The 24,102-nt window shown below is 48.4% G+C and carries 16 protein-coding genes and 1 riboswitch; of the genes, 6 read left to right on the top strand and 10 right to left on the bottom strand.

Translation table 11 applies throughout. The features are described 5' to 3' along the window. The first annotated feature begins 129 nt into the window (after window positions 1-129). Both B9A32_RS06100 and ribB read left to right on the top strand, forming a co-directional pair. The gene (locus B9A32_RS06100; protein WP_084067511.1) at window positions 130-948 is read left to right on the top strand and encodes a rhodanese-like domain-containing protein; all 819 of its coding nucleotides are present in this window, start codon (window positions 130-132) and stop codon (window positions 946-948) included. 112 nt (window positions 949-1,060) lie between these two features. After that, window positions 1,061-1,209, top strand: a riboswitch (FMN riboswitch). A gap of 202 nt (window positions 1,210-1,411) precedes the next feature. Further along, complete coding sequence (gene ribB, locus B9A32_RS06095) at window positions 1,412-2,065, top strand: 3,4-dihydroxy-2-butanone-4-phosphate synthase (RefSeq protein WP_084067510.1); 654 nt, start codon at window positions 1,412-1,414, stop codon at window positions 2,063-2,065. Window positions 2,066-2,217: 152 nt separating this feature from the next. Here ribB and B9A32_RS06090 read toward each other — a convergent pair whose 3' ends face one another. The 6 genes from B9A32_RS06090 to B9A32_RS06060 form a co-directional block, all read right to left on the bottom strand. Continuing rightward, window positions 2,218-2,475: a hypothetical protein gene (locus B9A32_RS06090; RefSeq protein WP_212637818.1), complete on the bottom strand. Its 258-nt coding sequence runs from the start codon at window positions 2,473-2,475 to the stop codon at window positions 2,218-2,220. A gap of 428 nt (window positions 2,476-2,903) precedes the next feature. After that, window positions 2,904-3,386 (bottom strand): universal stress protein, encoded by a 483-nt coding sequence (locus B9A32_RS06080; RefSeq protein ID WP_084067508.1) that lies wholly within the window; start codon window positions 3,384-3,386, stop codon window positions 2,904-2,906. A 100-nt stretch (window positions 3,387-3,486) separates the two neighbouring features. After that, window positions 3,487-5,766, bottom strand: a complete 2,280-nt coding sequence (recD, locus tag B9A32_RS06075; RefSeq protein WP_232367073.1) for an exodeoxyribonuclease V subunit alpha — start codon at window positions 5,764-5,766, stop codon at window positions 3,487-3,489. Between the two features lie 2 nt (window positions 5,767-5,768). Further along, complete coding sequence (gene nfo, locus B9A32_RS06070; RefSeq protein WP_084067507.1) at window positions 5,769-6,611, bottom strand: deoxyribonuclease IV; 843 nt, start codon at window positions 6,609-6,611, stop codon at window positions 5,769-5,771. A gap of 81 nt (window positions 6,612-6,692) precedes the next feature. Beyond that, window positions 6,693-10,367 (bottom strand): exodeoxyribonuclease V subunit beta, encoded by a 3,675-nt coding sequence (recB, locus tag B9A32_RS06065; protein ID WP_084067506.1) that lies wholly within the window; start codon window positions 10,365-10,367, stop codon window positions 6,693-6,695. 382 nt (window positions 10,368-10,749) lie between these two features. Beyond that, a complete protein-coding gene (locus B9A32_RS06060; protein ID WP_084067505.1) occupies window positions 10,750-11,712 on the bottom strand; it encodes a sulfite exporter TauE/SafE family protein in 963 nt (320 codons plus the stop codon). Window positions 11,713-12,120: 408 nt separating this feature from the next. Here B9A32_RS06060 and B9A32_RS06055 point away from each other — a divergent pair, with 408 nt between their 5' ends. Beyond that, window positions 12,121-13,230: a TOBE domain-containing protein gene (locus B9A32_RS06055; RefSeq protein ID WP_084067504.1), complete on the top strand. Its 1,110-nt coding sequence runs from the start codon at window positions 12,121-12,123 to the stop codon at window positions 13,228-13,230. Between the two features lie 209 nt (window positions 13,231-13,439). Here the strand turns inward: B9A32_RS06055 and B9A32_RS06050 are convergent, their stop codons facing one another. From B9A32_RS06050 to hrpB, 3 genes are all read right to left on the bottom strand, one after another. Further along, window positions 13,440-15,164: a sigma 54-interacting transcriptional regulator gene (locus B9A32_RS06050; protein WP_170923723.1), complete on the bottom strand. Its 1,725-nt coding sequence runs from the start codon at window positions 15,162-15,164 to the stop codon at window positions 13,440-13,442. A 102-nt stretch (window positions 15,165-15,266) separates the two neighbouring features. Further along, entirely contained in the window at window positions 15,267-16,412 is a 1,146-nt protein-coding gene (locus tag B9A32_RS06045; protein WP_084067502.1) for a response regulator, read from the bottom strand. Beyond that, on the bottom strand, window positions 16,409-19,237 hold the full coding sequence (hrpB, locus tag B9A32_RS06040) for an ATP-dependent helicase HrpB (RefSeq protein WP_084067501.1): 2,829 nt from the start codon (window positions 19,235-19,237) through the stop codon (window positions 16,409-16,411). The genes B9A32_RS06045 and hrpB overlap by 4 nt, the downstream gene beginning before the upstream one ends. A 313-nt stretch (window positions 19,238-19,550) precedes the next feature. Between hrpB and yaaA the strand changes: the two genes are divergently transcribed. The 3 genes from yaaA to B9A32_RS06025 all read left to right on the top strand — a co-directional run bounded on the left by yaaA (window position 19,551) and on the right by B9A32_RS06025 (window position 23,860). Next, the gene (yaaA, locus tag B9A32_RS06035) at window positions 19,551-20,318 is read left to right on the top strand and encodes a peroxide stress protein YaaA (RefSeq protein WP_084067500.1); all 768 of its coding nucleotides are present in this window, start codon (window positions 19,551-19,553) and stop codon (window positions 20,316-20,318) included. A gap of 138 nt (window positions 20,319-20,456) precedes the next feature. Then, window positions 20,457-22,046 (top strand): 5'-nucleotidase C-terminal domain-containing protein, encoded by a 1,590-nt coding sequence (locus B9A32_RS06030; RefSeq protein ID WP_139795730.1) that lies wholly within the window; start codon window positions 20,457-20,459, stop codon window positions 22,044-22,046. 188 nt (window positions 22,047-22,234) lie between these two features. Next, on the top strand, window positions 22,235-23,860 hold the full coding sequence (locus tag B9A32_RS06025; RefSeq protein ID WP_084067498.1) for an ABC-F family ATP-binding cassette domain-containing protein: 1,626 nt from the start codon (window positions 22,235-22,237) through the stop codon (window positions 23,858-23,860). Window position 23,861: 1 nt separating this feature from the next. Here B9A32_RS06025 and B9A32_RS06020 read toward each other — a convergent pair whose 3' ends face one another. Next, complete coding sequence (locus B9A32_RS06020) at window positions 23,862-24,071, bottom strand: SlyX family protein (protein ID WP_084067497.1); 210 nt, start codon at window positions 24,069-24,071, stop codon at window positions 23,862-23,864. Window positions 24,072-24,102 lie beyond the last annotated feature (31 nt).

The raw sequence follows: 24,102 nt of genomic DNA, 5'->3' as shown, positions 1-24,102 counted from the left end.
GCCCGGCCGGAACTGTAGACAGTTCAATTGGCCGATTCCTATTGCCCCCCCGGGGGGGCTCTGCTGAGGTTACCCGAAAGTTTTATTTTCTAATAAAAACATTCCATCCATATTTAAAAGGAAAAACACATGAAATCCATGTCTGTTCAAGCCTTTCAAAAATACAGAAGCCAAAAAAATGAGAAGGACTATCTTCTCATTGATGTAAGACAACCGGTGGAATACATGGATACCCACATTCCCGGTGCGATATTAATCCCCTTGAAAGAGTTTGAAGAACAAGTGGAGGAACTTCCTGATAAAGATCTGATTTTTTATTGCAGAAACGGTGCCAGATCAAAAGCGGCAGCATTGACAGCGGATTTTTTCGACAAGGGAAACCGAAAAACCTATAATATTGACGGAGGCATGCTGGCATGGAAAGGGAAAAGAATCAAAGGCGTTCCCCGGTTGAAATATTTTGATCCGGCAAAAGGGATAAAAGAGAGTCTGCTCTTTGCCATGAATCTTGAAAAAGGGGCTTTTCGTTTTTACAGCCACATCATTGATCATTACGCTCATCTGGGGCTTAACCCGGTGATGGAAAAAATCCGGGACGGCGAAACAGCCCATGCCACATTGATCTACTCCCATTTAAAATCCGTTATAAAAAAAGATGTGTCACCCTATGAAAGGCTTTATGCCCAATTATCAGGAGAAATTCTGGAGGGGGGAATCCTTCTGAATGATCTGATGAACACCCTTGCAGCAGAGGGTAAGACCACGACCATGGATATTCTTGAAAATGCCATAAATATGGAATACCATGCTTTTGATCTTTATCGGTTTATGGCGCATAAAACCAGTGAGACGTCCCTGCAATCGGCATTTATTTCCCTTTCCCAAGCAGAAAAAAATCATATGCATATTTTGATTGATGCCATTGAAGAGTACACTCAACAGTCATAACCGGATATCTCGATTATTATTTGTATCTCTGCTACGGGCTAACATTGTTATGAATTTTCGGCACCATTTCCCATTTTTCATTGACATGATTTTTTATTGAGCTATAGTGCCTTTGAATTCTCAGGGCGGGGTGAAATTCCCCACCGGCGGTTATTTTGATGAAATCAAATAAGCCCGCGAGCGCCTGCGGTTAACGCAGGGTCAGCAGATCTGGTGAAATTCCAGAGCCGACGGTTAAAGTCCGGATGGGAGAGAATAAAAAGCTGCTGTAAAGTTCTGTATGAAACCGCAGAGGTGTTGCGGCGTTTTGCGGCTGCAATAAGGTATCTTTGATATTGTCATTGATGTTCCATTTCCCACCATCTTTCCCTGATATTATGTTTTTTTCTTATAATAGTCTTTGATGTCCGGTTTTCAGGCAGAATCTGCCGAAACTGACTCATCAAAGAAAAGGGAGTTTCTCATGAATGAAGTATCTATTACAAAATTTGGCAATCCGGTTGAAAGGGTGAACCGAGCCCTTGAGGCTCTTAACAACGGTAAAGGCGTTCTGCTGGTGGATGATGAAGATCGGGAAAATGAAGGGGACCTGATTTTTCCTGCCGAAGCCATCACAGAGTCCCAGATGGCTATTCTTATCCGGGAGTGCAGCGGTATTGTCTGTCTTTGCCTGACCCCGGAAAAGGTGGAACAGCTGGGCTTACCCCAGATGGTAAACTCCAACACCTCTGTTTATCAAACCGCATTCACCATATCCATCGAAGCGGCCAGCGGTGTAACAACAGGGGTATCTGCGGCAGATCGTGCCACCACCATTCGGTGTGCGGCAGCCTCAGATGCCACCCCTACTGATATTCACAGCCCGGGTCATGTATTTCCCCTTAGGGCTGCGGCCAACGGCGTGTTTGACCGAAGGGGGCACACCGAAGGAACCGTGGACCTCATGCGCCTTGCAGGACTATGTCCTGCAGGCGTCCTTTGTGAGCTGACCAACCCCGACGGTACCATGGCAAGGCTGCCACAGATTATTGACTTTGCCGATGCCCATGATTTTCCTGTATTGAGCATTGAAGACATTGTTGACTACAGGTCCCGGGCCCAGAGCATGAGCGCTTGATCGTTCGTCTTTTACCTTCAAGTTGATGGACACGGCAAAGAGGCTGATACCGGTCAAGTTGTTTTTTTACCTCAATGCTCCATGAATTGATTTAAATTTGATATTCCAAACTACTAAAAATAATCACGGTGCTGACCGGCACCGTGCACAGATTAAGTGGAAATCCCGGCAACGGCTGAGGCTGCTATGCCCCTGAGATTTCCGGTATTGGGAACCACAACGCTTTTAACATTTTTTATGATATTGTCAGACACTTCCACCACCACCCGTTGAGGCATGGTGCCAAGAGTTTCTCTGGCCTTTGCTGCTGCACAGGCAATGGCAATGGGTTCTGTGCAGCCCATGGCCGGTACCAGTTCTTCTTTCAGGATATTGAGACAGGCCTTGTAACGCTTATCGTTTTTTTCCATGATGACTCCTTTGGCATTTGGGGCTTGATCATAACATGGGCCAAATGGCAGATCTTCTGCCTGATATGGTAATGAAGACTGGTACATTAAAATGAAAGATGAAAAATAAGAAAAAACTTTCTGCATAGATGAAAAATAAGAAAAAACTTTCTGCATAATGGACCACCGGTGACAAGGTGTGGCCCATTATGCACTCACATAACATATTTTTTAAAACAATCTCTGGCAAAAATTCAAACAACTGACATCCGATTAAATGAGCTAAGGGTTCTTATCGGTGCAGGCCTGTCATTTTTTTTTACACATTGGAAAATAACACACCTGTAATCCTTTGTTGGAAGACTCGCTGCGTTCGCTTTCCAACCCCAAATTGCAACAAACACACTTCGCATGCTGATGACCTTTTGGATCTCTTTACACTCACCTGATCAGTCCACCTGTCTTTTATGCTGGCCGCTTCTGACACTGAAAACAGGAACAGGAGAATGCCTGAACACTTTTTCCGCCTGGGAACCAAACAGCGTTTTTGAAAGATTGCTACGCCCTTTATTGCCCATGACTATGAAATCCACATCCTGTGAAACGGCTGTTTGAATAATTTCTTCAAAGGGAGTACCGGTTTTAATATGAATGGTTACGGCAGATTTGAAATCAGAGAAATGATTGTCAATGAGTTGGGTTACGCCTGCTTTTCGGTCTTCTGTGGTTTTCTTTATATATCCATCCACATCAATACTCCCTGAATAGTAGGGGGGGACCATGGTGGCAACAGAGATATCCCGTTGGTTAATGACATTGATAATGTGGATTTCAGCACCGCTGTTTTCTGCAATGGTAATGGCACTTTGCAGGGTGGTTAGAGAATAATCGGACAGATCAATGCAAACCAGTATTTTTTTGATTTTTTTCATATTACTTTTCTCCTGAATTTATGTTGCTGTTTTTACAAACACCACCCTTTTCAAAAGCAAATAACATGCCATTTTCAAAAATGATAATCAGCGGTCACTTTTATTTTTGGGATTCCCGTGCCAACAGATCGCCCAAACCCGAAGCCCGGCGGGTTTTGCGTTTAACAGCCCACCCAAAGGAACTTCCCCGGGGTTCCACCAAGGTAAACCGGGCCCGGGCCCGGGTGATACCGGTGTAAAGCAATTCCCTTGTCAACACAGGGCTTTTTGTGTCAGGAAGCACCAGTACCGTGTGATCAAATTCTGATCCCTGGGATTTATGCACGGTCATCACATACACCGTTTCAACGGTATCCAGGCGGGAAGGCAGCACCTTTTTAAGTGTACCGTCCACCATGGGAAACACCACCCGGTATATCTCTTTTTCCGCGACAAAATCCCACACCGGCAGATAAATACCCACATCGCCATTCATTAATCCAAGGGAATAATCATTGCGGGTGACCATCACCGGACGACCGGGATACCAGCCGTCAGTGGCGGGAATCAATCCCCTGGCAGCCAGAACCCGGGCCACGGACCGGTTCAATCCCTCCACCCCAAAGGGCCCTTTTCTCACCACTGCCAGCAATTGAAACTGCCCAAACAGCTCCAGTACCTGGCGTAACCACAGGATTTCTGATTCTTTCGTCACCCCACCCTTTTTAAGGGGAGATGCTGCCACCGCTTCCAAATACACCCGATATCCGCCTTTTTTTTGCTGTACCTTTGATTGATCCACAGCATGGGCTTTATCATCTCCCCTGCCCTTCATAGCATTAAACTGTGGAGGTGTGGGTTCATGGGTATTGGATGATTTATCACAACTGACACAAGGAGCAATCTTTCCATTTTTCCCTGTGGCAGATTCATCAAGGCCATCAAGGACCAGGTGCAGAAACTCCTTGACATCCAGGGATTCCAGGGTCATGCGTTGAATGTCAGCAAATTCTCCCTGGAAAAGTTTTATGCTTTTTCGGTCATCCCCGGCATTCACAGCCCGGGCCAGGGCCCCAATGCCGCTGTTCTCCCCAAATCGATGACTTTTCTGAAGCACCACAATGTGTTCCTGCATGGAATTTGCTTTTCCCCGGAATTTTTTAAGGGAATATCCAGTGTACTCTTTGGCCCAGTCCACAAAAGCCTTGTCATACCGGGGGGGATCTGCATCCCGGCAAAGATCCCCCAGCACGGCCCCGGCCTCCACCGATGCCAGCTGGTCTTTGTCTCCCAACAATATCAAGCGGGCATGGGCGGGTAACGCATCCAGCATGGCCGCCATCATCTCCAGATCCACCATGGAGGCCTCATCCACCACCAGAAGATCTGCGTGGAGGCGATTTTGACCATGGTGTAAAAAATGCCGGGAGTCCGGGCGGCTTCCCAGAAGCCGATGAATGGTGGTTACCTCCCGGGGCATATGCGGTTTAATATCATCGGATAATTGATCAAGGGCACTTCCCATGGATTCTGTGAGCCGGGCCGCAGCCTTGCCCGTGGGCGCTGCCAGACGGATCTTTAAGGGTGAATTTTCTTCCAGGGCCAGGGATTGCAAAAGAGCCAGAATCTGCACCACTGTGGTGGTTTTACCAGTGCCGGGCCCCCCGGAAATAACAGTAAAGGCGTTTCTGGCAGCCACACCGGCGGCAATACTCTGCCAGTGGATTTCCTTTCCTGATGCCTCTTTGGGCGATCTTAAAGAAGAAAAGGCCCAACCCAGTCGCCAGCTTAGATCCCCGGGAACAGAAAAGCGCCGGGCCATGAGATCCTTTATGGTTTCTGCCACAAAACAGGTGTGGTGCCAGGATCGATAAAGATAGAGCCGGTGGTTGTTTAATATCAAAGGCCTTTTTCGGGTGTTATCCAAAGAGACCAGAACAGAATCCGTTAGAAGTGTTTCCCAGGCTTTCAGGGTCACCCCCTGGAGCACCTGGGAGGGTTTGTCCGGCAAATCTTCCCCGGTTTCTCCCTCGGGCGGTAAAGACAAAGTGGCATCGGGATCAGCCAGGGCAATTTCAAGATCCAGGCACACATGGCCCCGGCCCAACTGATGACTCACCAGGGCAGCTGCCAGTAATACTTCCCCAGACTTCTGGGGTGATTCCTGGTTTAAAAACCGCACAAAGGCCCTGTCCAGGGAGCGCATCCACCCCCTGTGGGTCCAGGCATCCAGAAGCTCAAACAATTGTTCCGGTGTCAAATTCATTTCCCCTTTTCTTTTTTCGCAAAAGCCATAGCCTTCCATGTTCCATAAAATCGAATCAAAATAAAATCTGCCCGTGGTAATAATATGACATTGCAACACCTGAATTCCCACAGCAGAGTCCCCCACTGCTGACATATTCAATAACAAAAGCCCTTTAAAAGGGCAATTTCCTCTGCCCAGATGGCATTGTCAGGTGTTTCAAGGATCATGGGAATATTGTCCATCCGTGTGTCTTCCATAATTCGTTGAAAGGCATCAAGGCCGATTTCGCCTTTTCCAATACTTGCATGGCGGTCCACCCTGGAGCCCAGGCCTTTTTTGGAATCATTGAGATGCATGCCTTTAAGAAAAGAAAAGCCGATGACATCATCAAAGTGTGACCATGTTTTATCATAGCCCCGGGCGGATGCAAGATCATAACCGGCAGCAAAGGCATGGCAGGTGTCAATGCAGACTCCCATGCGTGATGGATCGTTTACCCCATCAATAATGGCCCGTATATGTTCAAAGGTATATCCCATATTGCTCCCCTGACCGGCTGTGTTTTCCACCACCGTGATCACCCCGGGCACTGCTTCATGGGCCAGATTCAGGCTATTGGCTATCCTCTCAACACAACGCTCTTCACTGATTTTTTTCAGGGTGGAGCCCGGATGAAAATTCAGCATGCCAATGCCAAGTTGCCTGCAACGGGTCAACTCGTCAATAAACGCATGCTTTGATTTTTCCCATGCGTCTTCATCCGGATGTCCCAAATTAATGAGATATGAATCATGGGCCAGAACCTTTTGGGGATCAAATCCAAACCGACTGCACCTCTCCTTGAATGCTGCAATATTTTTTTCCGTCAGCGGTTTGGCTTTCCATTGCCGCTGATTTTTGGTAAATACGGCAAATCCTTGGGCAAAAATCTTGTTGGCATTAACAGGGGCATTTTCAACGCCCCCTGCAGCACTGACATGGGCACCGATATATTTCATACACACTCCATTTTTTTATCATCAAAATAACCGCCATGGGTGGATCTTATTTAACTCAACTTATGGTCAGCTCGTGACCGTTTATAATGTGGACACTTTTCCGGTAAACATCCCATCCAGTTTTTCCACGAGCGCCCGGGGGGGCCGTTCTCCATACACCCCGTTTCCCGTGCCGTCCACCCCCCGCAAAAAAAGATATACAGCCCCGCCCACATGGATATCATAGTCATAATCCGGCAAACGGGATTTTAAAAGGCGGTGAAGAGCCAAATTATAAAGCACCAATTGCAGATCATACCGGTGGGCCAGCATGGCATCTCCCATGGCTTGCCTGGTATAATGGGCGTTGTCCTCCCCCAGGTAATTGGATTTATAATCCATCACATAATATTTTTCTTGAAAAACAAACACCAGATCCATGAACCCCTTGACCATGCCGTTGAGCCGGTTTCTTTTCAATAAAGGACGTCGCACCCCTGCCAGTAACGTTCCATTCACCGCCTGATCCAGACTGCGGGTATCCACATGGGTGGCAGAAAACATGAATTCCATTTCCGCATAACAGGCATGGCGGTCAAGATGTGACAAAGACATAAAGGGATCTGACCCCATGGTAAGATGCAAAGGGGTTAAAAGTAATTGATGAAACCAGTTGGCAAGGGGCTCCACCCACTCTTCCCAGCCGTGGCGGGGACATACCAGGGAAAGATGTTCCTGGATCATCCCCGGATTTTTGGCAACAATATCAAACCCCTGTTTTGCCGCCCATTCAAATAGATCATGCAAAAAAGTGCCGGGTTCAGGCCCCCGGGCAAAGGTATGGATGGAACGGGCAGGTGTGATGATGGCAGAATCGGTGCCGGGTTCAAATTCTGCTTCCATGAGCTGATCGGCCCGGGCTGAGTCTGGAGAATCAGAGTCTGCCATGTCAGCGTCAGGGGCCTTTCCGGGCACATGGGTATCGGGCATGGTGGCCCCGTCGGAAATGCCGCTGTAGCTTGTGATGAACCAGCGTTGCCATCCAGGATGGGAAAAATGCCGGGCCGGGGCAAAAAGCTCCGTGCTGTCCCCCGGTGTTTCAAGCATATCCGGACATTCCGGAGCCACGGTAACGCAGATGTCATCGCAGTTTTGCCCCATGTTATCCAGCAATTGAAAAATCTCCCGGGTGGTATGTTCTTTTCCCCCGGTGATCACATGGCCAATGCCCGAGCAGTGGAACTCATTGGTTTCTCCTTTTTTCAACATCTTTCCCACAACCCCCATACCCAGAAAACAGGCATGACAGGCCCGGGTCATGGCCACATAAAGAAGCCTTAAATCCTCGGCCAGGGCCTCCTGGGCAGCCTTTTCAAGCTCCGTGTCCCCGGGGTTGATCCCCACTTGGCGACGGCCCTGTTCATCGTGCCAGAACACCGGAGATTTACCCGCTGCAACCTTTCTATGGCTGCAAATAAAGGGCAGAAACACCAAAGGATATTCAAGACCCTTGGATTTATGGATGGTCACCACCTTTACCAAATTTTCATCACTTTCCAGGCGAAGAATGCCCTCATCAGACACGGTATCCGGTGTTCCAAGCTGCCGGGTGAACCATCGTATCACAGCATGTTCCCCATCCAGGGACATGGCTTTGGCCTGGATCAATTCCGCCAAATGCAACACATTGGTCAAACGCCTCTCCCCCATGGAAGTGGCCAATAACCGGGCCGGCACTTTAAAATCACGCAGCAGTGCCCGGACCATGGGGAGCACCCCGTTATGGTGCCAGATAAGATGATACTGCCGAAACCGCTCCCCTTCTGCCTCCCAGGCCAGTTCATCCATGGTGAGATTATCCAGAAAAGCAAAGGAAAGATCCAACAAATCCGTTCCCAGGGCTGTCTTGATGTATCCGGCATTGCCCGGGGAGGCACAGGCCCGTAAAAGATACAAAAGATCCAGGGCTTCAGGAGACTCAAACACCGATCGTTTATCGGACAAATACACGGTGCGCACTCCCCGGTGATCCAGGGCCTGGCGCACGGCAGCGGCCTCTGTTTTATTTCTCACCAAAATGGCCATATCTCCGGGGGTCAATGGGATAATGCTGCCCAGCCGGTCTTTAAACCCGCATTGGGCAGGGGATTGACCTGCCAGGTTCAACAGGCGCACCATTTCACCGGCGCAGACGTCTGCCATGTGATGGATGTAGCCTTTGTCTCCGGTTTTAGTGATGGGTTCTTCCTGGTCCTCCTTCCACAGGGTCAGGGGCCGGGGAAATTGATCTTCAACAAAAAAACGATCCTCCCTTCCCCGGGCCTTCACCGGTGTAAAGGGAATTTCATCGTAAAATAAAAACGGCCCTTGTTCATGGACCGTGGCCAGATCAAAAAAATAATTCACCGCTGCCACCATATCCCCGGCCGAGCGATAATTGGTGTCCAGGGTATAAAGACGATCTGCGGCATCCTTGCGGGCCAGAAGATAGGTGTGGATATCGGCCCCGCGAAAGGCGTAAATGGCCTGTTTGGGATCACCGATCATAAAAAATCCTGTGTCCGGCTGATTGAGATAAATGGTGCCAAGGGTGCTGTATTGCACAGGATCTGTATCCTGGAACTCATCCACCAGGGCCACGGGGAACTGCTGTCTGATCATCTGGGGCAGCTGCTCATTTCCCGGGCGGTGAATGGCTTGTTCCAACTGTGTGAGAAGATCATCAAATCCCACCAGAGCCTGGCGGTTTTTTTCCCGATCCACTCGGGCTTTAATTTGACCGGCCCCGTGGACATAAAGCGTGGGCTCCAGATCCAGCTCTTCCAGGGCCGTGTTCAGGGCATCCAGAGCATCAAAGGCCGGATGTTCCGGGGGCACCCCTTTTTTGCTTTTGCCTGCCGCAAGGCCGAAAGCGGACAATTGGACCAAGGCCTTTTCCCCGGGCAGTTCACACTTTCCGGCAATCCAGGATTTCATTTCTTTGAGCCATTTTTCAAGGGAGGCTTCCCGGTATTTATTGCCGTTGAGGTCTTTCTGAGTTCTTGCCCGGCGCACCAGATCGGCCGCTTTTTCAAAATCAGAAGCCCAGCATTGCCGGGCTCTTTCAATGACCGCTTCCCTTTGCTCCAGAATTTCCCGGGGTTCCCTGGGGGGAGCAGGGTGATGCGCCCCCATAAAGGGTCTGACCTTTGCCAATAATGCCTGGGGGGTGGTGACACCCAGGGTATTTAATACCATGGCAAGCTGGGAGGCGGGTAAGGGATAAAAAGTGGCACGCCAATAGTCACAGGCGGCCTGCTCCATGAGTTGATCTTCCCCGGGGGCCAGTTCCAGATCAAACAGACTGCCACTGCCAAAGGCGTAGCGCTTTAACATGCGTTGACTCCAGGAATGGATGGTGAAGATGGCGGCCTCGTCCATCCATTGGGCTGCCTGGTCCAGCAGCCGGGCATTACCCGGCCATGTATCCTCATCACAATTTTCACCCAGGCTGACCAAAAAATCATCTCCGGGGTCCTGGTGTCTGAAAAAAGCTGCGGCCTGGGTCAATCGACTTCGAATGCGGTCCCGGAGCTCCTGGGTGGCGGCATTGGTAAAGGTGACCACCAGAATTTCCGGCGGGGTCAGGGGACGGACAAAGGCATTTTTGTCACCGTGCCCCAGCACCAGACGGACATAAAGGGCTGCAATGGTATAGGTTTTACCGGTACCGGCACTGGCCTCTATCAAGCGGGTGCCGTGGAGGGGAAATGTCAGAGGATTTAAGGGGTGTACCATGGTCAGGGAGTTCCTTAAAATTTATATAAGGGAGTCAGAAGAATTTAATTTACCGTTAAAGGCTTGATTATGATATCCTACCAAGGCAATTTTTCAGAACGAATAAGCCGCTTTTCAAGCTCTCTCTTCTCTTTGGCACAAAGTGAGATCCCTTTTTGATAAGTCGATTTCAATAATTTGACTGACGTCTTTTGGCCCAGGGAACTTTTTTCACAATACTTGCAACGTTCTTTATTACCTCGGGCGATATTCCATTTTTTTCGACAGTAGATTTTTTCACGCTATTTGCTCCATATTTTGGTTTAGAGCATCATATAGCAAATAAATGGTAAATTGAAAACTGCTGACCCCCTAAAGCAATCAAGGCAGGCGGCTGCCAGCCTTAATAACCCAAAAATTCGGCAACATATTTTGCTGCGGTAAAAACAAGAATGGCAGCCAACATTCCCTTGATCACCCGGGCCGGGACAAATTTCTGACAACGGGCTCCAAGGTACATTCCCACCGTTCCACCAAGTCCAAACAAGATACCCAACAGCCAATCGGGTGCCACCGACATTTCCGGATAAAAAGGGGCAATAATCTGGTAAAAAGCGACACCCGCCACGGAAGTTATGAAAGTCCCCATCAAGGCAGCCCCTGCCACGGTAAACACCGGCAGCCCGAAAAAAGTCACAAAAAACGGGGCGATGATGGCACCGCCGCCGATGCCGTAAATGCCACCCACGATACCAACGATAAAACTCAGGGAAAAAATACCCCAGAACGGCACATCAAATGCCTGATCATAGAAGGTGTAACCGATTCGCCGGAGGTTGAAGAGGGTCACTTTCACAGTCTTTAAAGTGCTTGAAGCAATTACTCCGGAAAGCACTGCAGTATCACGGTGACGATATACCATGTCTTGAAACTGCTGTTCACTGCTGATTTTACTGGAAGTGTCCTTCTTTCTTTTCAGAAGATCCAGCACCATTTTAAACCCGATATAAAACAGAACCGTGGCGGCGAACAGTTTAAAGAGAGCAGGATCCGGCAGATAATTCACACGGACGAAGGCCCCGATAAAAACCCCCGGCAGGGTCCCGCCCACAACCACCCAGGTAAGTGGCCATACCATTCGGCCCTCTTTACAGTAGCGATACACACCACTTGGAATGGCGACGATGTTAAACAGCTGATTGGTGGCACTCACCGAAGGATTGGTGTAGCCAAGAAATGACATTTGAAATGGCAGCAAAAGAAACGCCCCGGAAACCCCAGCCATGGATGTAAAAAACGAAATCCCAAAGGCCACCAGGGGAGGAATCCATGGAGCGACTTCAATGCCTGCAGTATGAAAGACCATTTTCACCTCCAACATCAATCATGAATTAAATAATTGACACGATTAAGTAAATATTCGTGTCAGTCTATCCATTCGGTATTTCACTGTCAAGCATATTTTTCTTCATTTTAGCCCATGGATTCCCAGCCCAAATGTGCTATAATTTCTCGATGAATCAAGGGGGCAGCTCTGGATTGTTATGGAGAGGGGGCAACCTTGCACTATTGGCATTATCGTTGGTTTTAGCGTTTGAACAGGATGTGGTCAATAACACCAACAACACAAGTCTGACCCCATTGGCCCGCCAACTGTGACGGGTGGCCCATGTTGTGACCAAGCCCCAAAGTTCCAACCACTCGACAATAACCCAGGCCGACTGACTCCCCAATGGAGTATTCTCAAATACAAAGAAGCGGATAGACAAAACAAATGAATTCAAAATTGATACCGGGCGCCCCTTTGCTGAATCAACAGATTTCTTTGGAAAAGGGTATAAAACAGGGAGGGATTGTCTCAATTTCCAAAGATGGGCAATGTCTGGATTCCATACAGCTCAATCAGTTGGAACAATCCTTTCGCCAATGGACGCAAAAATCTCCACGTGCAGATGTACGATTGGCTCGCCGTCGAATTCTGGTCATCTTCCTATTGATCCGCTACACCGGCGCAAAGCTCAATGAAGTCCTGGCCCTTAACCCTTTTAAGGACATTGATTTCAAAGAGCACTCCGTGCATTTCAACAACGAAAATCCAGACACCAGAAACCTTCCAAGAAAGGTTCAAATATCCACACTGCTTTCATCGGAAATCCAGGAAGCCCTTGGGGACCGCTTGTTCAAAAGCGCCCTGGAAAATCGGTTTGATGTGGACCCAGGTTTTGTCCGACGCAAATTCTATGAACGTGCCCAGGCCTGCGGGTTTTCCAAGGGCCTTGGTGGACCGGAGATGGTAAGAAAAGCCCGTGCAATTGAGTTGTTGCAGCGGAACATGCCCCTACCCGCTGTCCAGAAAGTACTGGGTCACTCAACGCCAAACCTCACCGGTTCCTATGTATCCTTTTCTGCGGAGGAGATTCAACGACTGACCCGGATTTTCATTGAAAGAGAGGCATCGCACAAAAGCAGTGCCAGGAATTCATTTTTCGGGAAAATTCAAGCGCTCCAGAGGGGAGATATTCAAACCCGGGTAACCTTGACAACCATCAGCGGTTATTGCCTTATCACAGTTATCACCAACGACAGCTTAGAGCAGCTTGCCCTGGACGAAGGACGACTGGTCACCGCAGAAGTTAAGGCACCCTGGATCATCTTGCACAACAGTAAAGAAGCACCCAGATGCAGCGCTGAGAATAAGTTTAATGGTGTGATTGAGGACATTAATAAAGGAAAAATAAACACAGAATATACAGTGCGCATCACAGACGGAACCTTATTATGCGCCGTGGTTTCAACAAAAGGTGCCCAGACCCTTGGACTTAACCCCGGCGACCCGGTTTGGGCACTATTCAGCTGTTTTGCCGTGATTTTGAATGTGGATTGACATTTATGAATATTTCACCAGGGGAAATTGAAGTCATCAACCATGGAGAATGGCCCAGGGATGATACCATGGATTCGATCCCATCGGTGGTATCAAGAAAACCATATCCGGAATAACTGTCGGTCTGGACAACCCCATGATAGCCTTTCAAAAAGGAAGCTATGGAAACAGCAGGGGGGCCTGCCCAGACAGCTTCTGGGGATTCAATATTATATGGGGGGCGTAATCTGAAATTTTTTCATTTTTCGCCACAAAGTGGTGCGATCAATCTTCAGTGCCTGGGCTGCATTCCCCCGATGCCAGTTATGGATGTTAAGCGTTTTTATCAAAGCATCCCGTTCTGATAAATTTTCCCGGGGTATTGATTTCCGGGAGTTTGTTTGCTGAACCGGAACAAAAGGATGGGTGTGATCCACAAGGTAGGCCGGCAGATGCTCCGGCCGGACCATACCATCCTGGCAGATAATAAGGGAATGCTCCAGAATATTTTCCAGCTCCCGGACATTGCCGGGATACCCATAATTCAAAAGAAACTGCATGGCACTTTCACAAATATCGGGCACCGGTTTTTCCATGGCAGCCGATTGTTTTCGTAGAATATGACGAATCAGCAGGGGTAAATCCCCCTGACGACGGGAAAGGGGCGGTAAATCCAGCCGCAGCACATTGAGCCTGTAAAAAAGATCTTCCCTGAATTTTTTTTCCGCCACCAGGTGCTCCAGACGACGATTGGTGGCGGAAATAATACGAATATCCACTTTTTGGGTTTTTCTGCTGCCCAAAGGATAGAACTCCCTGTCCTCCAGAACCCTGAGCAATTTGGCCTGGAGAGAAAGGGGCAAATCCCCGATTTCATCCAGAAAAATCGTCCCGGTGTGGGCCTGGCTGAATCGCCCGGGTTTGTCCCGGTCCGCCCCGGTAAAGGCCCCTTTGGCATAACCGAAAATTTCCGATTCCAGAAGGTTTTCCGGAATGGCGGCACAATTGACCTTTATAAAGGGTTTGCCTGCCCTGCGACTCCGGGAATGGATGATTTTGGCCATGAGGTCTTTACCTGTCCCTGTGGGGCCTTCAATGAGTATGGTGGATTCCGTTCCTGCCACCACCCTGGCAAGGTTAAACAGTTTTTCCATGACAGGGGCCTTGCCGATCATGTGATGGAAATCATACTTATGGTGTTTAACCTGATCCAGCTGGTGTACCAATGTCATATCCTGGAGGGCTGTCAATCCGCCAATCACTTTGTTCTGGTTGTTAATCAGAGGGATATAGTCCACTGCAACAGGAATTTTTTCATCTTCTGAATTTAACAAGGTACCTTTAATGCCACTCACCGGCACGCCCTTTTTAATGGCCTGACGAATCAAACCCCGTCCTTTTTTATCCCGGTGGCCAAACAGGGTGCAGCTTTCCTTACCCAGAAGATTCATGCGATTATAGCCGGATATTTTTTCTGCAGTGCGGTTAAAAAAAGTGATCAAACCATTACGGTTTACGGTGAAAATGCCCATATTCAGGCTGTCCAGAATGATTTTAAGGCTCTGCTCTTCATAATTTATGCGGTTCACCAGCTCTGAATATGGGGCATGATCCTGGAGTATGGACACACATCCCTGCACATTGCCGTTTCCGTCAAGAAGGGGAGCACCCACCCGGGTGATGCGGTGTTTTCCATTGTCTTCATCAAGGAGTTCAATGTCCATGTCCCGTACATCAGCACTTTTTTTTTCATGGAACGGGCAAATGGAAAAACAGGGAATGCCGCAAAAAATTTCCTGGCAGTCACCGTCCTGGATTTCATGATCCTCCAGACCCACCAGTACTTTAGCACTGGTGTTAAATTGCCTGATCCGACGATGGGCATCAATGAGGAATACGCCAATATTAAGATGATCCAGAATTAAAAGCCATTGATGATAGAGTTTCATATCCATTAAATGTCTCCTTTGGGCATCTTTCATAAAACTGCCACGGGCAGATCATATTGGGATTTGACCGGCCCATACCGAAAAGTGAAACCCTAATTATGCTTGTTTTCAGGGCATAGCCGGTAAATGAAGGGTAAATGTGGTGCCTTTTCCCGGGGTTGACTCCACCCCCACGCTTCCGTTGTGGGCCTCCATGATGCCAAACAAAATAGCCAATCCCAATCCCACCCCATAACCCTCATTTTTAGTGGTGAAAAAAGGTTCAAATATTCGCTGTCTGTTTTCCGGTGTGATGCCGTGCCCTGAGTCTTTAACTTTAATGAATACGCTTTTATTCACGGCATCATACCCGGCACTGATCTCCATTGCTCCACCGTTATCCATGGCATCCATTGCATTGAAAATAAGATTAATGAGGCATTGCTGGATCTGGTGGGGATCTGCCTTTATTGGGGGAATGTCCCCGGAAATATCCCGGTGTAGCGCAATATTGGCAAGACGCATGCGATGTTGGCTGAGCAAAATGCATTTATCAATGAGGCGGGTGACAAAAACGGCTTCCCTGGTGGGTTCAGTTTTTCTTGAAAAGGTCAAAAGACTGGAAACGATCTGGGAAATGCGCTGGGATTCTGATTCCATGAGGGCGAGATATCGGGAAAATTTTTCCTGGCGCTCCTTGGTCAGTGCTCCCTTTCCAAGAATGCGGTTCATCAACCGGGCATAGTTTAAAATACCGGCCAGGGGGTTATTGATCTCATGGACCACCCCGGCGGACAGTCTGCCAAGGGAAATCATTTTATCCCGATGGAGCAGTTTTGCCTGGGTGATATTGGCCTGCTCCAGAAAGGCGGTGTACTCTTTTAATTTTTTTCTGGAGATATATCGTTCCCTGGCCCGATTTAGGGCAAGCTCAAGTGCCACACCGTCAACGGGTTTTGTGATGAAATCCGAGGCATCCAGGTGCAGGGCTTTAACGGCATATTCAAGTTCCCCAAAGGCGGTCATGACAATGACTTCAATGTCCTCAAATTTTTCCTTTAAATGTGCAAGCACTTCAAGTCCATCCATTTCCGGCATTCTCACATCGGTGAGAACGATCTGGGGATGTATCCCGGTGCATAGATCAAGGCCCTCACGACCATTGGCCGCTGTTTTAACATCATAGCCCTGATCTTCAAGCACAATGGAAACCACATCCAGGATATCCGGTTCATCATCCATCACCACTATTTTCCAGGGTATTTCCGATGTCATCTTGCCTCCTTGGGATTTTTGGATTTTGCCCGTCCGGTGGCTTGTGCTTCCAGGGGATTATCCGGCCAGTAATGGCGGGGATAGCGCCCCTTTAGATCTTTTTTTACATCAATGTAGGTGTTTTCCCAGAAACTTTTCAAGTCCCGGGTAATCTGCACCGGTCGACCGGCCGGAGAAAGCAGATGAAGGGTCACCGGCACTGATCCCCGGGCAACGGTGGGGGTATCAAGGCTTCCAAACATCTCCTGGAGTCTCACCGGCAAAACCGGACCGGGGAGCTTCTCTTTTTTTCTCAATGTTTCTTGTTTTTTATGATGTGGTGATTGTGAGTGTTGATCTTTTTCCGGTAACCGCAACGGCATGTCTATGTTTGCCGGGGAGATACAGGGATCAGCATACACCAGGGGAATGCGGGAGCCGCTGGGCACAACAATGTGTGTGGGGGCATCCTTGTGGATTTGCTGCTGTTGTGCCCAGGTAAATGGCGATTTCAGGGCCGCGGCCAGATTAAGCCGTTTTAAAGCCCCGGCCGAGGAGATGCCGGAAAGAAAGGGTAACAGCCATGATTCTAAGTTTTGTAGAAGAAAAGCATCATCCAGTGCAGGGAAATCGGGATATCCGCCTGTGGACACAAGAAAACATACCCTGGCTTGCCAGGTTTTCAGCTGTTTTGTCCAGGGAAGGATGGAAAGCCCTTGGCATCGAATACCTTCCAGCATGGCCATGGCTGTTTTGTGTTCATCCACCTTTTTAAGAACAGATGAGGAAAGCTGCAATGCCCCGTATTTTTTCTCTTTCCGGGCCCGGACGGATTTAGTTGTATCATCCCAGGTGACGATCTCCTGTTCAATGATTTTGTCCTTAAAATCCCTTTTCACACAGGCGGCATCATGGGGAGCTCCCAGAAAAACAAGGGCATTGTTTCCCTGGCCGTCCAGCTGGGCTGCAACAATAAAGGGTGCCCCTGCCAGGGGGGCTTCCCTGTGCACTCTTACCCCGGCACCGGAGGCCATTAGAAAAAAACCGCGCTGCCCGGGTCTTGCCATGGCAATGCGTTCCGGAAAGGCAAAGGAAAGCAATGAACCGGCCCGTTTAAAGTTTAAAAAAGGTTTTTTTGTGTCCTGATTGTCTGAAAATTTTATTTTCCGGGCCAGATGGCGGGCCGTTCGAATGACCTGATCCACGGCTTTGCCGTTGATGATAATACCATTATTTTTTTCCCATGCAGGGGGATTTTTATTGTCTTTGCCAATGCCATGGGAGTGGTGGCGATCCCCACCGGAATGATTGGACATATTGTTTCTGCCACCACACTGGACATTGCCATGCTTGGCACGGGCATAAACAAGTTCCAGGCGAAGGGTGATATCCACATCCCTGGGACCATGTTTAAAACTGATAATATCGCGCTCCTGGAGCAATGCTGCCATGTAACAGGCCGTCAGGGCGTCTCCCATGGCCTTTGCCCGGCAGATCATATGCCCCAGACGGGGATGAATGCCAAGCCGGGCCAAGTTTTTACCATGTTGGGTAATACCATGGTTTTCATCCAGTGCCCCAAGTTCAATCAACAGATCCCTTGCCTGGGAAAAGGTGCTTTCCGGGGGAAGGTCCAGCCATTTTAATTGTGACGGTTTTTTCACCCCCCACAGGCCCAGCTGCAGCACCGTGTCTGCAAGGTCTGTCTGGGTAATCTCCGGGGCGGGAAAAGGGGGACGCAAAGCATGGTTTGCCCGGGACCACAACCGAAAACAGACCCCCGGAGCCGTGCGCCCTGCCCTTCCCCGTCGCTGATCCACAGAGGAGATGGGGGCCACCACGGTTTCCAAACGGTCCATGCCCCTGCCCGGATAAAACCGGGATATACGCATCAATCCCATATCAATGACAATGGTGACCCCTTCCATGGTGATGGAGGTTTCGGCAATGGCCGTGGCCAGGACTATTTTTCGGTGTCCCATGGGATGTTTTAAAATGGCACGGTCCTGGGCCTGGGGAGGAAGGCTGCCATGGAGGGGAAGCACTTCCATGGCAGGGGTGAGGATATCTGAAAGATCTGTTTTAATGCGTTTTTCCATGTTTCGAATTTCACGCATTCCCGGTAAAAACACCAGAATGTCCCCTTGTTCCCGGGTCAGGGCCTGCCTGAGGGCCGCTGCACACGCTTTTTCCAGGGCTGTTGTTTCCTGGTGCTGCCGGTATTTAACCCCTCCGGTGAAATTGCCCCGGGCTTTGGATAAAAACTGGGTCGGGTCCACATAATGGGTTTTCACCGGCCAGGATTTTCCCCGGGAGATAAGGATGGAGGCATTGTCCATCATGGTTGACACCGATTGTGAATCCAGGGTGGCGGACATCACCACTATTTTTAAATCCTCCCGCAGGGCCTCCTGAATTTCCAGACACAGGGCAAGGCCAAGGTCACTGTTTAAATTTCGTTCATGGAATTCATCAAATATCACAGCCCCCACTGTCTCCAGGGAAGGGTCGGACTGAAGCCGTGCCGTTAAAATTCCTTCGGTGACCACTTCAATGCGGGTTGCCTTGGATATTTTACGCTCCATGCGAATTTGATATCCAACGCGCTCTCCCACAGCCTGTCCCAGACGGGAGGCCATGTAACGGGCCGCTGACCTTACTGCCACCCTGCGGGGTTCCAGCATGATTATATTCCGGTGCCCCAGCCAGGGAGCATCCAAAAGGGCCAGGGGAACCTGGGTGGTTTTGCCGGCCCCCGGGGGGGCCTGGATCACCAATGTATTGTGATGGATCAGGGTGGTGCTGATTTGAGATAGTATTTCATCAATGGGAAGTGAATTTGTCATATGTATCTGGTACCATATTCTGATTGGCTCTGCCAGTTTCTATTTTTTGCTTTTTATACTATATTACATTTTTTAAAAATGGGTTTGGTCATAAAGTCGGCCATTTTATTGTAAAAGTTTAGTGCTAACAATCAAGCCCAATCATTACAGTATCTTGAAATGAATAAAATTTTATTCCCCGTATAGTGGCCCAGCTTATGACCAAATCTTTAAAAACGATCACCGGGAAATGGGTATTCCCCCTGCGAAAATATAAAGTAAAAATGAAAGATGCCAAAAACCTTTAAAAACAGATCAAAAAAAGAGAGTTGCCATGATAAGTGTTATTTCCCCATCCAAAACCCTGGATTTCCAATGCATCCCCCACCCGCGTTACACCATGCCTGCTCTATTGCCCCACACCCAGGTATTGGCAGACCATATGAAGACCCTTTCCCAGAAGAATCTGGAAAGTCTGATGAAAATCAGTCCCAAATTATCAGCCCTTAACCATCAGCGTTATCAAACATTTCACATGCCCTTTAACCCGGAAAATGCCCGCCAGGCCCTGTTGGCATTTAAAGGTGATGTTTACCGGGGCATTGAGCTGGAACAATACTGTGATGACGATCTTGATTTTGCCCAGGAACATCTGCGCATTTTATCGGGATTTTATGGGCTGTTACGTCCCCTGGATCTTATTCAGCCCTACCGCCTGGAAATGGGAACCCGTTTGTCCGGAGAGTGGGGAAAAAATTTATATGCATTCTGGAAAAACCGTATCACTGAACAGCTCACCCGGGAAATGGATCAATCCCGTGGAGAACAGGTGCTGGTAAATCTGGCATCCCAGGAGTATTTCAAGGCCATTCAACCCAAAGCGTTTAAGATACCGATTTTAACGGTGTTGTTTAAAGAAAAAAAAGGTGACAACTTTAAAGTCATCGGCATCCACGCCAAACGTGCCCGGGGATTAATGGTGAATTTCATCATAAAAAACCGCATTGAACAAACAGAAAATTTAAAAAAATTCACCGACAATGGATATTGTTTCAATCCGGATCTTTCCAGCACCCATGAATGGGTTTTTACACGGGGATGAGGTATGGGACATTCCCATTTTTTAGGTTTGCTCATTGGCAGGTGCAACAGTGGAATGCACAGTAAAATATTATTTTGAATAATCCCGGCACCGGATTTCCGGCGGAGATGAATAAAAGCCTGTTTAAAGGAGGTTATTTTGTCAATTCGTAAATTCATATCAATGATCACCATTGTTTTTGTCCTTGTGATATCAGCACATGCAGCAGTATTTGGTGCTGAGAAACTCACCATATTAACCACCAATGATCACCATGGACATTTTATGGCCAACCGTAAGGGTGAATATGGTATGGCTGCAAGGATGACCTTGGTGGAAAAAATACGACAGGAGGTCCGGGAAAGTGGCGGCCATCTCTTATTGCTTTCAGGCGGAGACGTCAACACAGGCACACCGGAATCAGATTTTTTAAAGGCAGAGCCCGACATAAAAGCCATGAATCTCATGGGATATACGGCCATGGCCGTGGGCAATCACGAATTTGACAAAGGGCTTGAGGTGCTGAAACAACAAATTCAATGGGCTGATTTTCCCTTTTTATCTGCCAATATTTTTTGGGAAAAAACACAACAGCCTGCATTTGTGCCCTATATCATTAAAAAGGCAGGTGCCCTGCGCGTGGCCATTGTGGGATTAACCACCACAGATACACCCATGCGCACCAGTGGTGAAAATGTGACAGGCCTGGTATTTAAGGAACCGGAAAAAGTGATTCAAACACTCATGCCAACCTTGAAGCAGGAAAGTGACATGATCATCGCCGTCACCCACATGGGGTATTACAAAGATGGAAACCACGGCATTGATGCCCCGGGAGATGTCACCCTTGCCCGCCGAATTGAGGGCATAGATTTCATTGCAGGGGGGCACACCCACGAGCTATTGACATCTCCTTATAAAATAAACAACACACTCATTGTCCAGGCCGGGGAGTGGGGGAAATACATCTCCCGCACAGATCTGGAGTACTCCCGGGAAACAGGCATTTTATTAAAAAATTACCAACTCATTCCCATAAATCTTGAAATAAAAGAATTACAATCCACCGCCATGGACCAGACCCGGGCCGGGCAATCATCCCCTTTAAAAATTTCCCCCCATCCGGAAATGACAGCGCTTCTTGCTCCCTATGCGGCAAAGGTGGAAAAACAGTTACAACAGCAAATCGGTACTGTGGACGGATATTTTGAAGGCAATCGGGATGTAATCCGAACCCAGGAAACCAACCTTGGCAATCTGGTGGCCTGTGCCATGGCATCCATTACCGGTTGCAGCATGGGTATTCAGAACAGCGGCGGCATCAGGGACAGCCTGCCCAAAGGACCTGTTACCTTCCGGGACCTCATTAAAATAAATCCCTTTGGCAATACCATCAGCCAGGTGACCCTCACAGGGCGTGAATTAAAAACATATCTTGAAAAGGTGCTCTCCCTTCCGGCAGGGCATGGCAGTTTTGCCCAGACCTGGGGCCTTTGCGCAACCCTTAAGAAAGGAAAACTGATAAAAATTTCAGTGAATGGAAAAACAGTGGCAGATGACAGTCAGTACAGCGTGGCCCTGAATAATTTCATTGCCACAGGTGGTGACGGTTATCCAGATATCTCCGGTCATTTATCCTACCTGGACACTGGATATACAATGGATCAGGCAATTATTGAATTGTTTAAACATCGAGAAACCGTCACCATGGGTGAGTTTCAGATACAAAACGCCATTAAACGATTTTAAAAAACAATTCGGTTTTTGTCCATAAATATGCTATATGGCTGATTTCGTAAAAAACCACGGGATAAAAATTCCGTGGTTTCCTATTTTGGTACCCGTCATAACAACCCAGACTAATTATTTTGACTTTGGTATGTCCACAACAAAACATAAAAACCAATGTCTGGTATAAAAAATAAGGATAAACACACATGATCTGCACAACCGACGTCTCCCTGGCCTACGGCAAACGGGTTCTGTTCAAAGACGTTAATATAAAATTTGCCCCGGGAAACTGCTATGGGCTCATCGGAGCCAATGGGGCGGGGAAATCCACCTTTTTAAAAATTCTTGCAGGGGACATTGAATCTGATTCCGGAACGGTATCTGTGGGCTCCAGGGAACGCATTGCCGTATTACGCCAGGATCACTTTGCCTTTGATGAAGAAACCGTTTTAAACACCGTGATCATGGGCCACAAAAAGCTGTACACCATCATGGCTGAAAGGGATGCTTTGTATGCCAAACCGGATTTTTCCGAAGAAGACGGCATCCGATCCGGGGAGCTTGAGGTGGAATTTGCTGAAATGGACGGCTACGATGCCGAACCTGAAGCAGCCGTATTGTTAAATAATCTGGACATCCCCGAGGGCCTGCACCAGAAAAAAATGAAAGAGCTTGAAGGTGGCGAAAAGGTGCGGGTGCTTCTTGCCCAGGCCCTGTTTGGTAACCCTGATGTGCTGTTGTTGGATGAGCCCACCAACAACCTGGACATTAAATCCATTGCCTGGCTGGAGGATTTTCTTTATCGGTTTCAAAACACGGTGATTGTGGTGTCCCATGATCGCCATTTCATGAACCAGGTGTGCACCCACATTGCAGACATTGATTTTGGAAAAATTTCCATATATGTGGGTAATTATGATTTCTGGTACCAGGCAAGCCAGCTGAACCTGAAGCAAAAACAGGCGGAAAATAAAAAGGTGACCCACAGGGCCAATGAACTGAAATCCTTTATCCAGCGTTTTAGTTCCAATGCCTCCAAATCCAAGCAGGCCACCTCCCGGAAAAAACTGCTGGAAAAACTCACCATTGAAGATATGCCTGTCTCCTCCCGGAAATACCCTTTTATCTCTTTTGCACCGGAACGCCCTTGCGGCAATGTGATTCTGGAAGTGGAAGGCCTGTCCAAGACCATTGAGGGCGAAAAGGTGCTCAATAATGTAAGTTTCACTGTGAACGGCGGGGATAAAATCGCATTCATGGGTGGCAACAGTGTGGCCAAAACCACTTTATTCCAGATTCTGGCAGGAGAAATGGAACCGGACAGCGGCAGTTTTCGCTGGGGGGTTACCATATCCCACTCCCACTTTCCCAAGGAACACAGCGCCTATTTCAAAGGAGACTGTAACCTCATTCAATGGCTGCTGCAATTTGCCCCGCCCCAGGAGGGGGAAAGCTTTGCCCGAACCTTTCTTGGCCGCATGCTTTTTTCCGGTGAAGAAGCCACCAAAAAAATAAACGTCCTGTCCGGGGGGGAAAAAGTGCGGTGCATGCTGTCACGGATGATGCTTGCCGAGTCCAATGTTTTAATGCTGGATGAACCCACCAATCACCTGGATCTGGAATCCATCACCGCCTTAAATAACAGTCTGGTAAAATTCAAAGAGGTAATTCTTTTCACCTCCCATGACCAGGAATTTGTCAACACCGTGGCCAACCGCATCATTGAAATCACCCCCGGCGGGGTCATTGATCGGTTCATGACCTTTGAAGAGTATCTCAAAAGCACAGAAGTTGCCAAAACCCGGGAGTCCTTGATGCAAAAAGCGGCCTGATTTAATAATGGGGTGGTTTCTCATCTGCCGGGCCGTCACTGCCTGGAACAAAATTTGAAAACTCCCGGGTGCGTTTTAGCACAAGCTCACAAATAGCACCAAGGCGTTCAATTTCCTGTTGTTGTTCGTAAATCACCTCATTGAGCTCTTTGATGGTTTTTTCCTGAAATGCAATTTTCATTTCAATGTCCATCAATCTTTCTTCATTCATTTTAATTCCTGTATGATTTAAAAACCGCCAC

It is taken from the genome of Desulfocicer vacuolatum DSM 3385, assembly GCF_900176365.1.
GTDB lineage: Bacteria > Desulfobacterota > Desulfobacteria > Desulfobacterales > Desulfobacteraceae > Desulfocicer > Desulfocicer vacuolatum.
The sequence above is the reverse complement of the archived record's forward strand: the minus strand, read 5'-3'. Positions and strand labels throughout refer to the sequence as shown.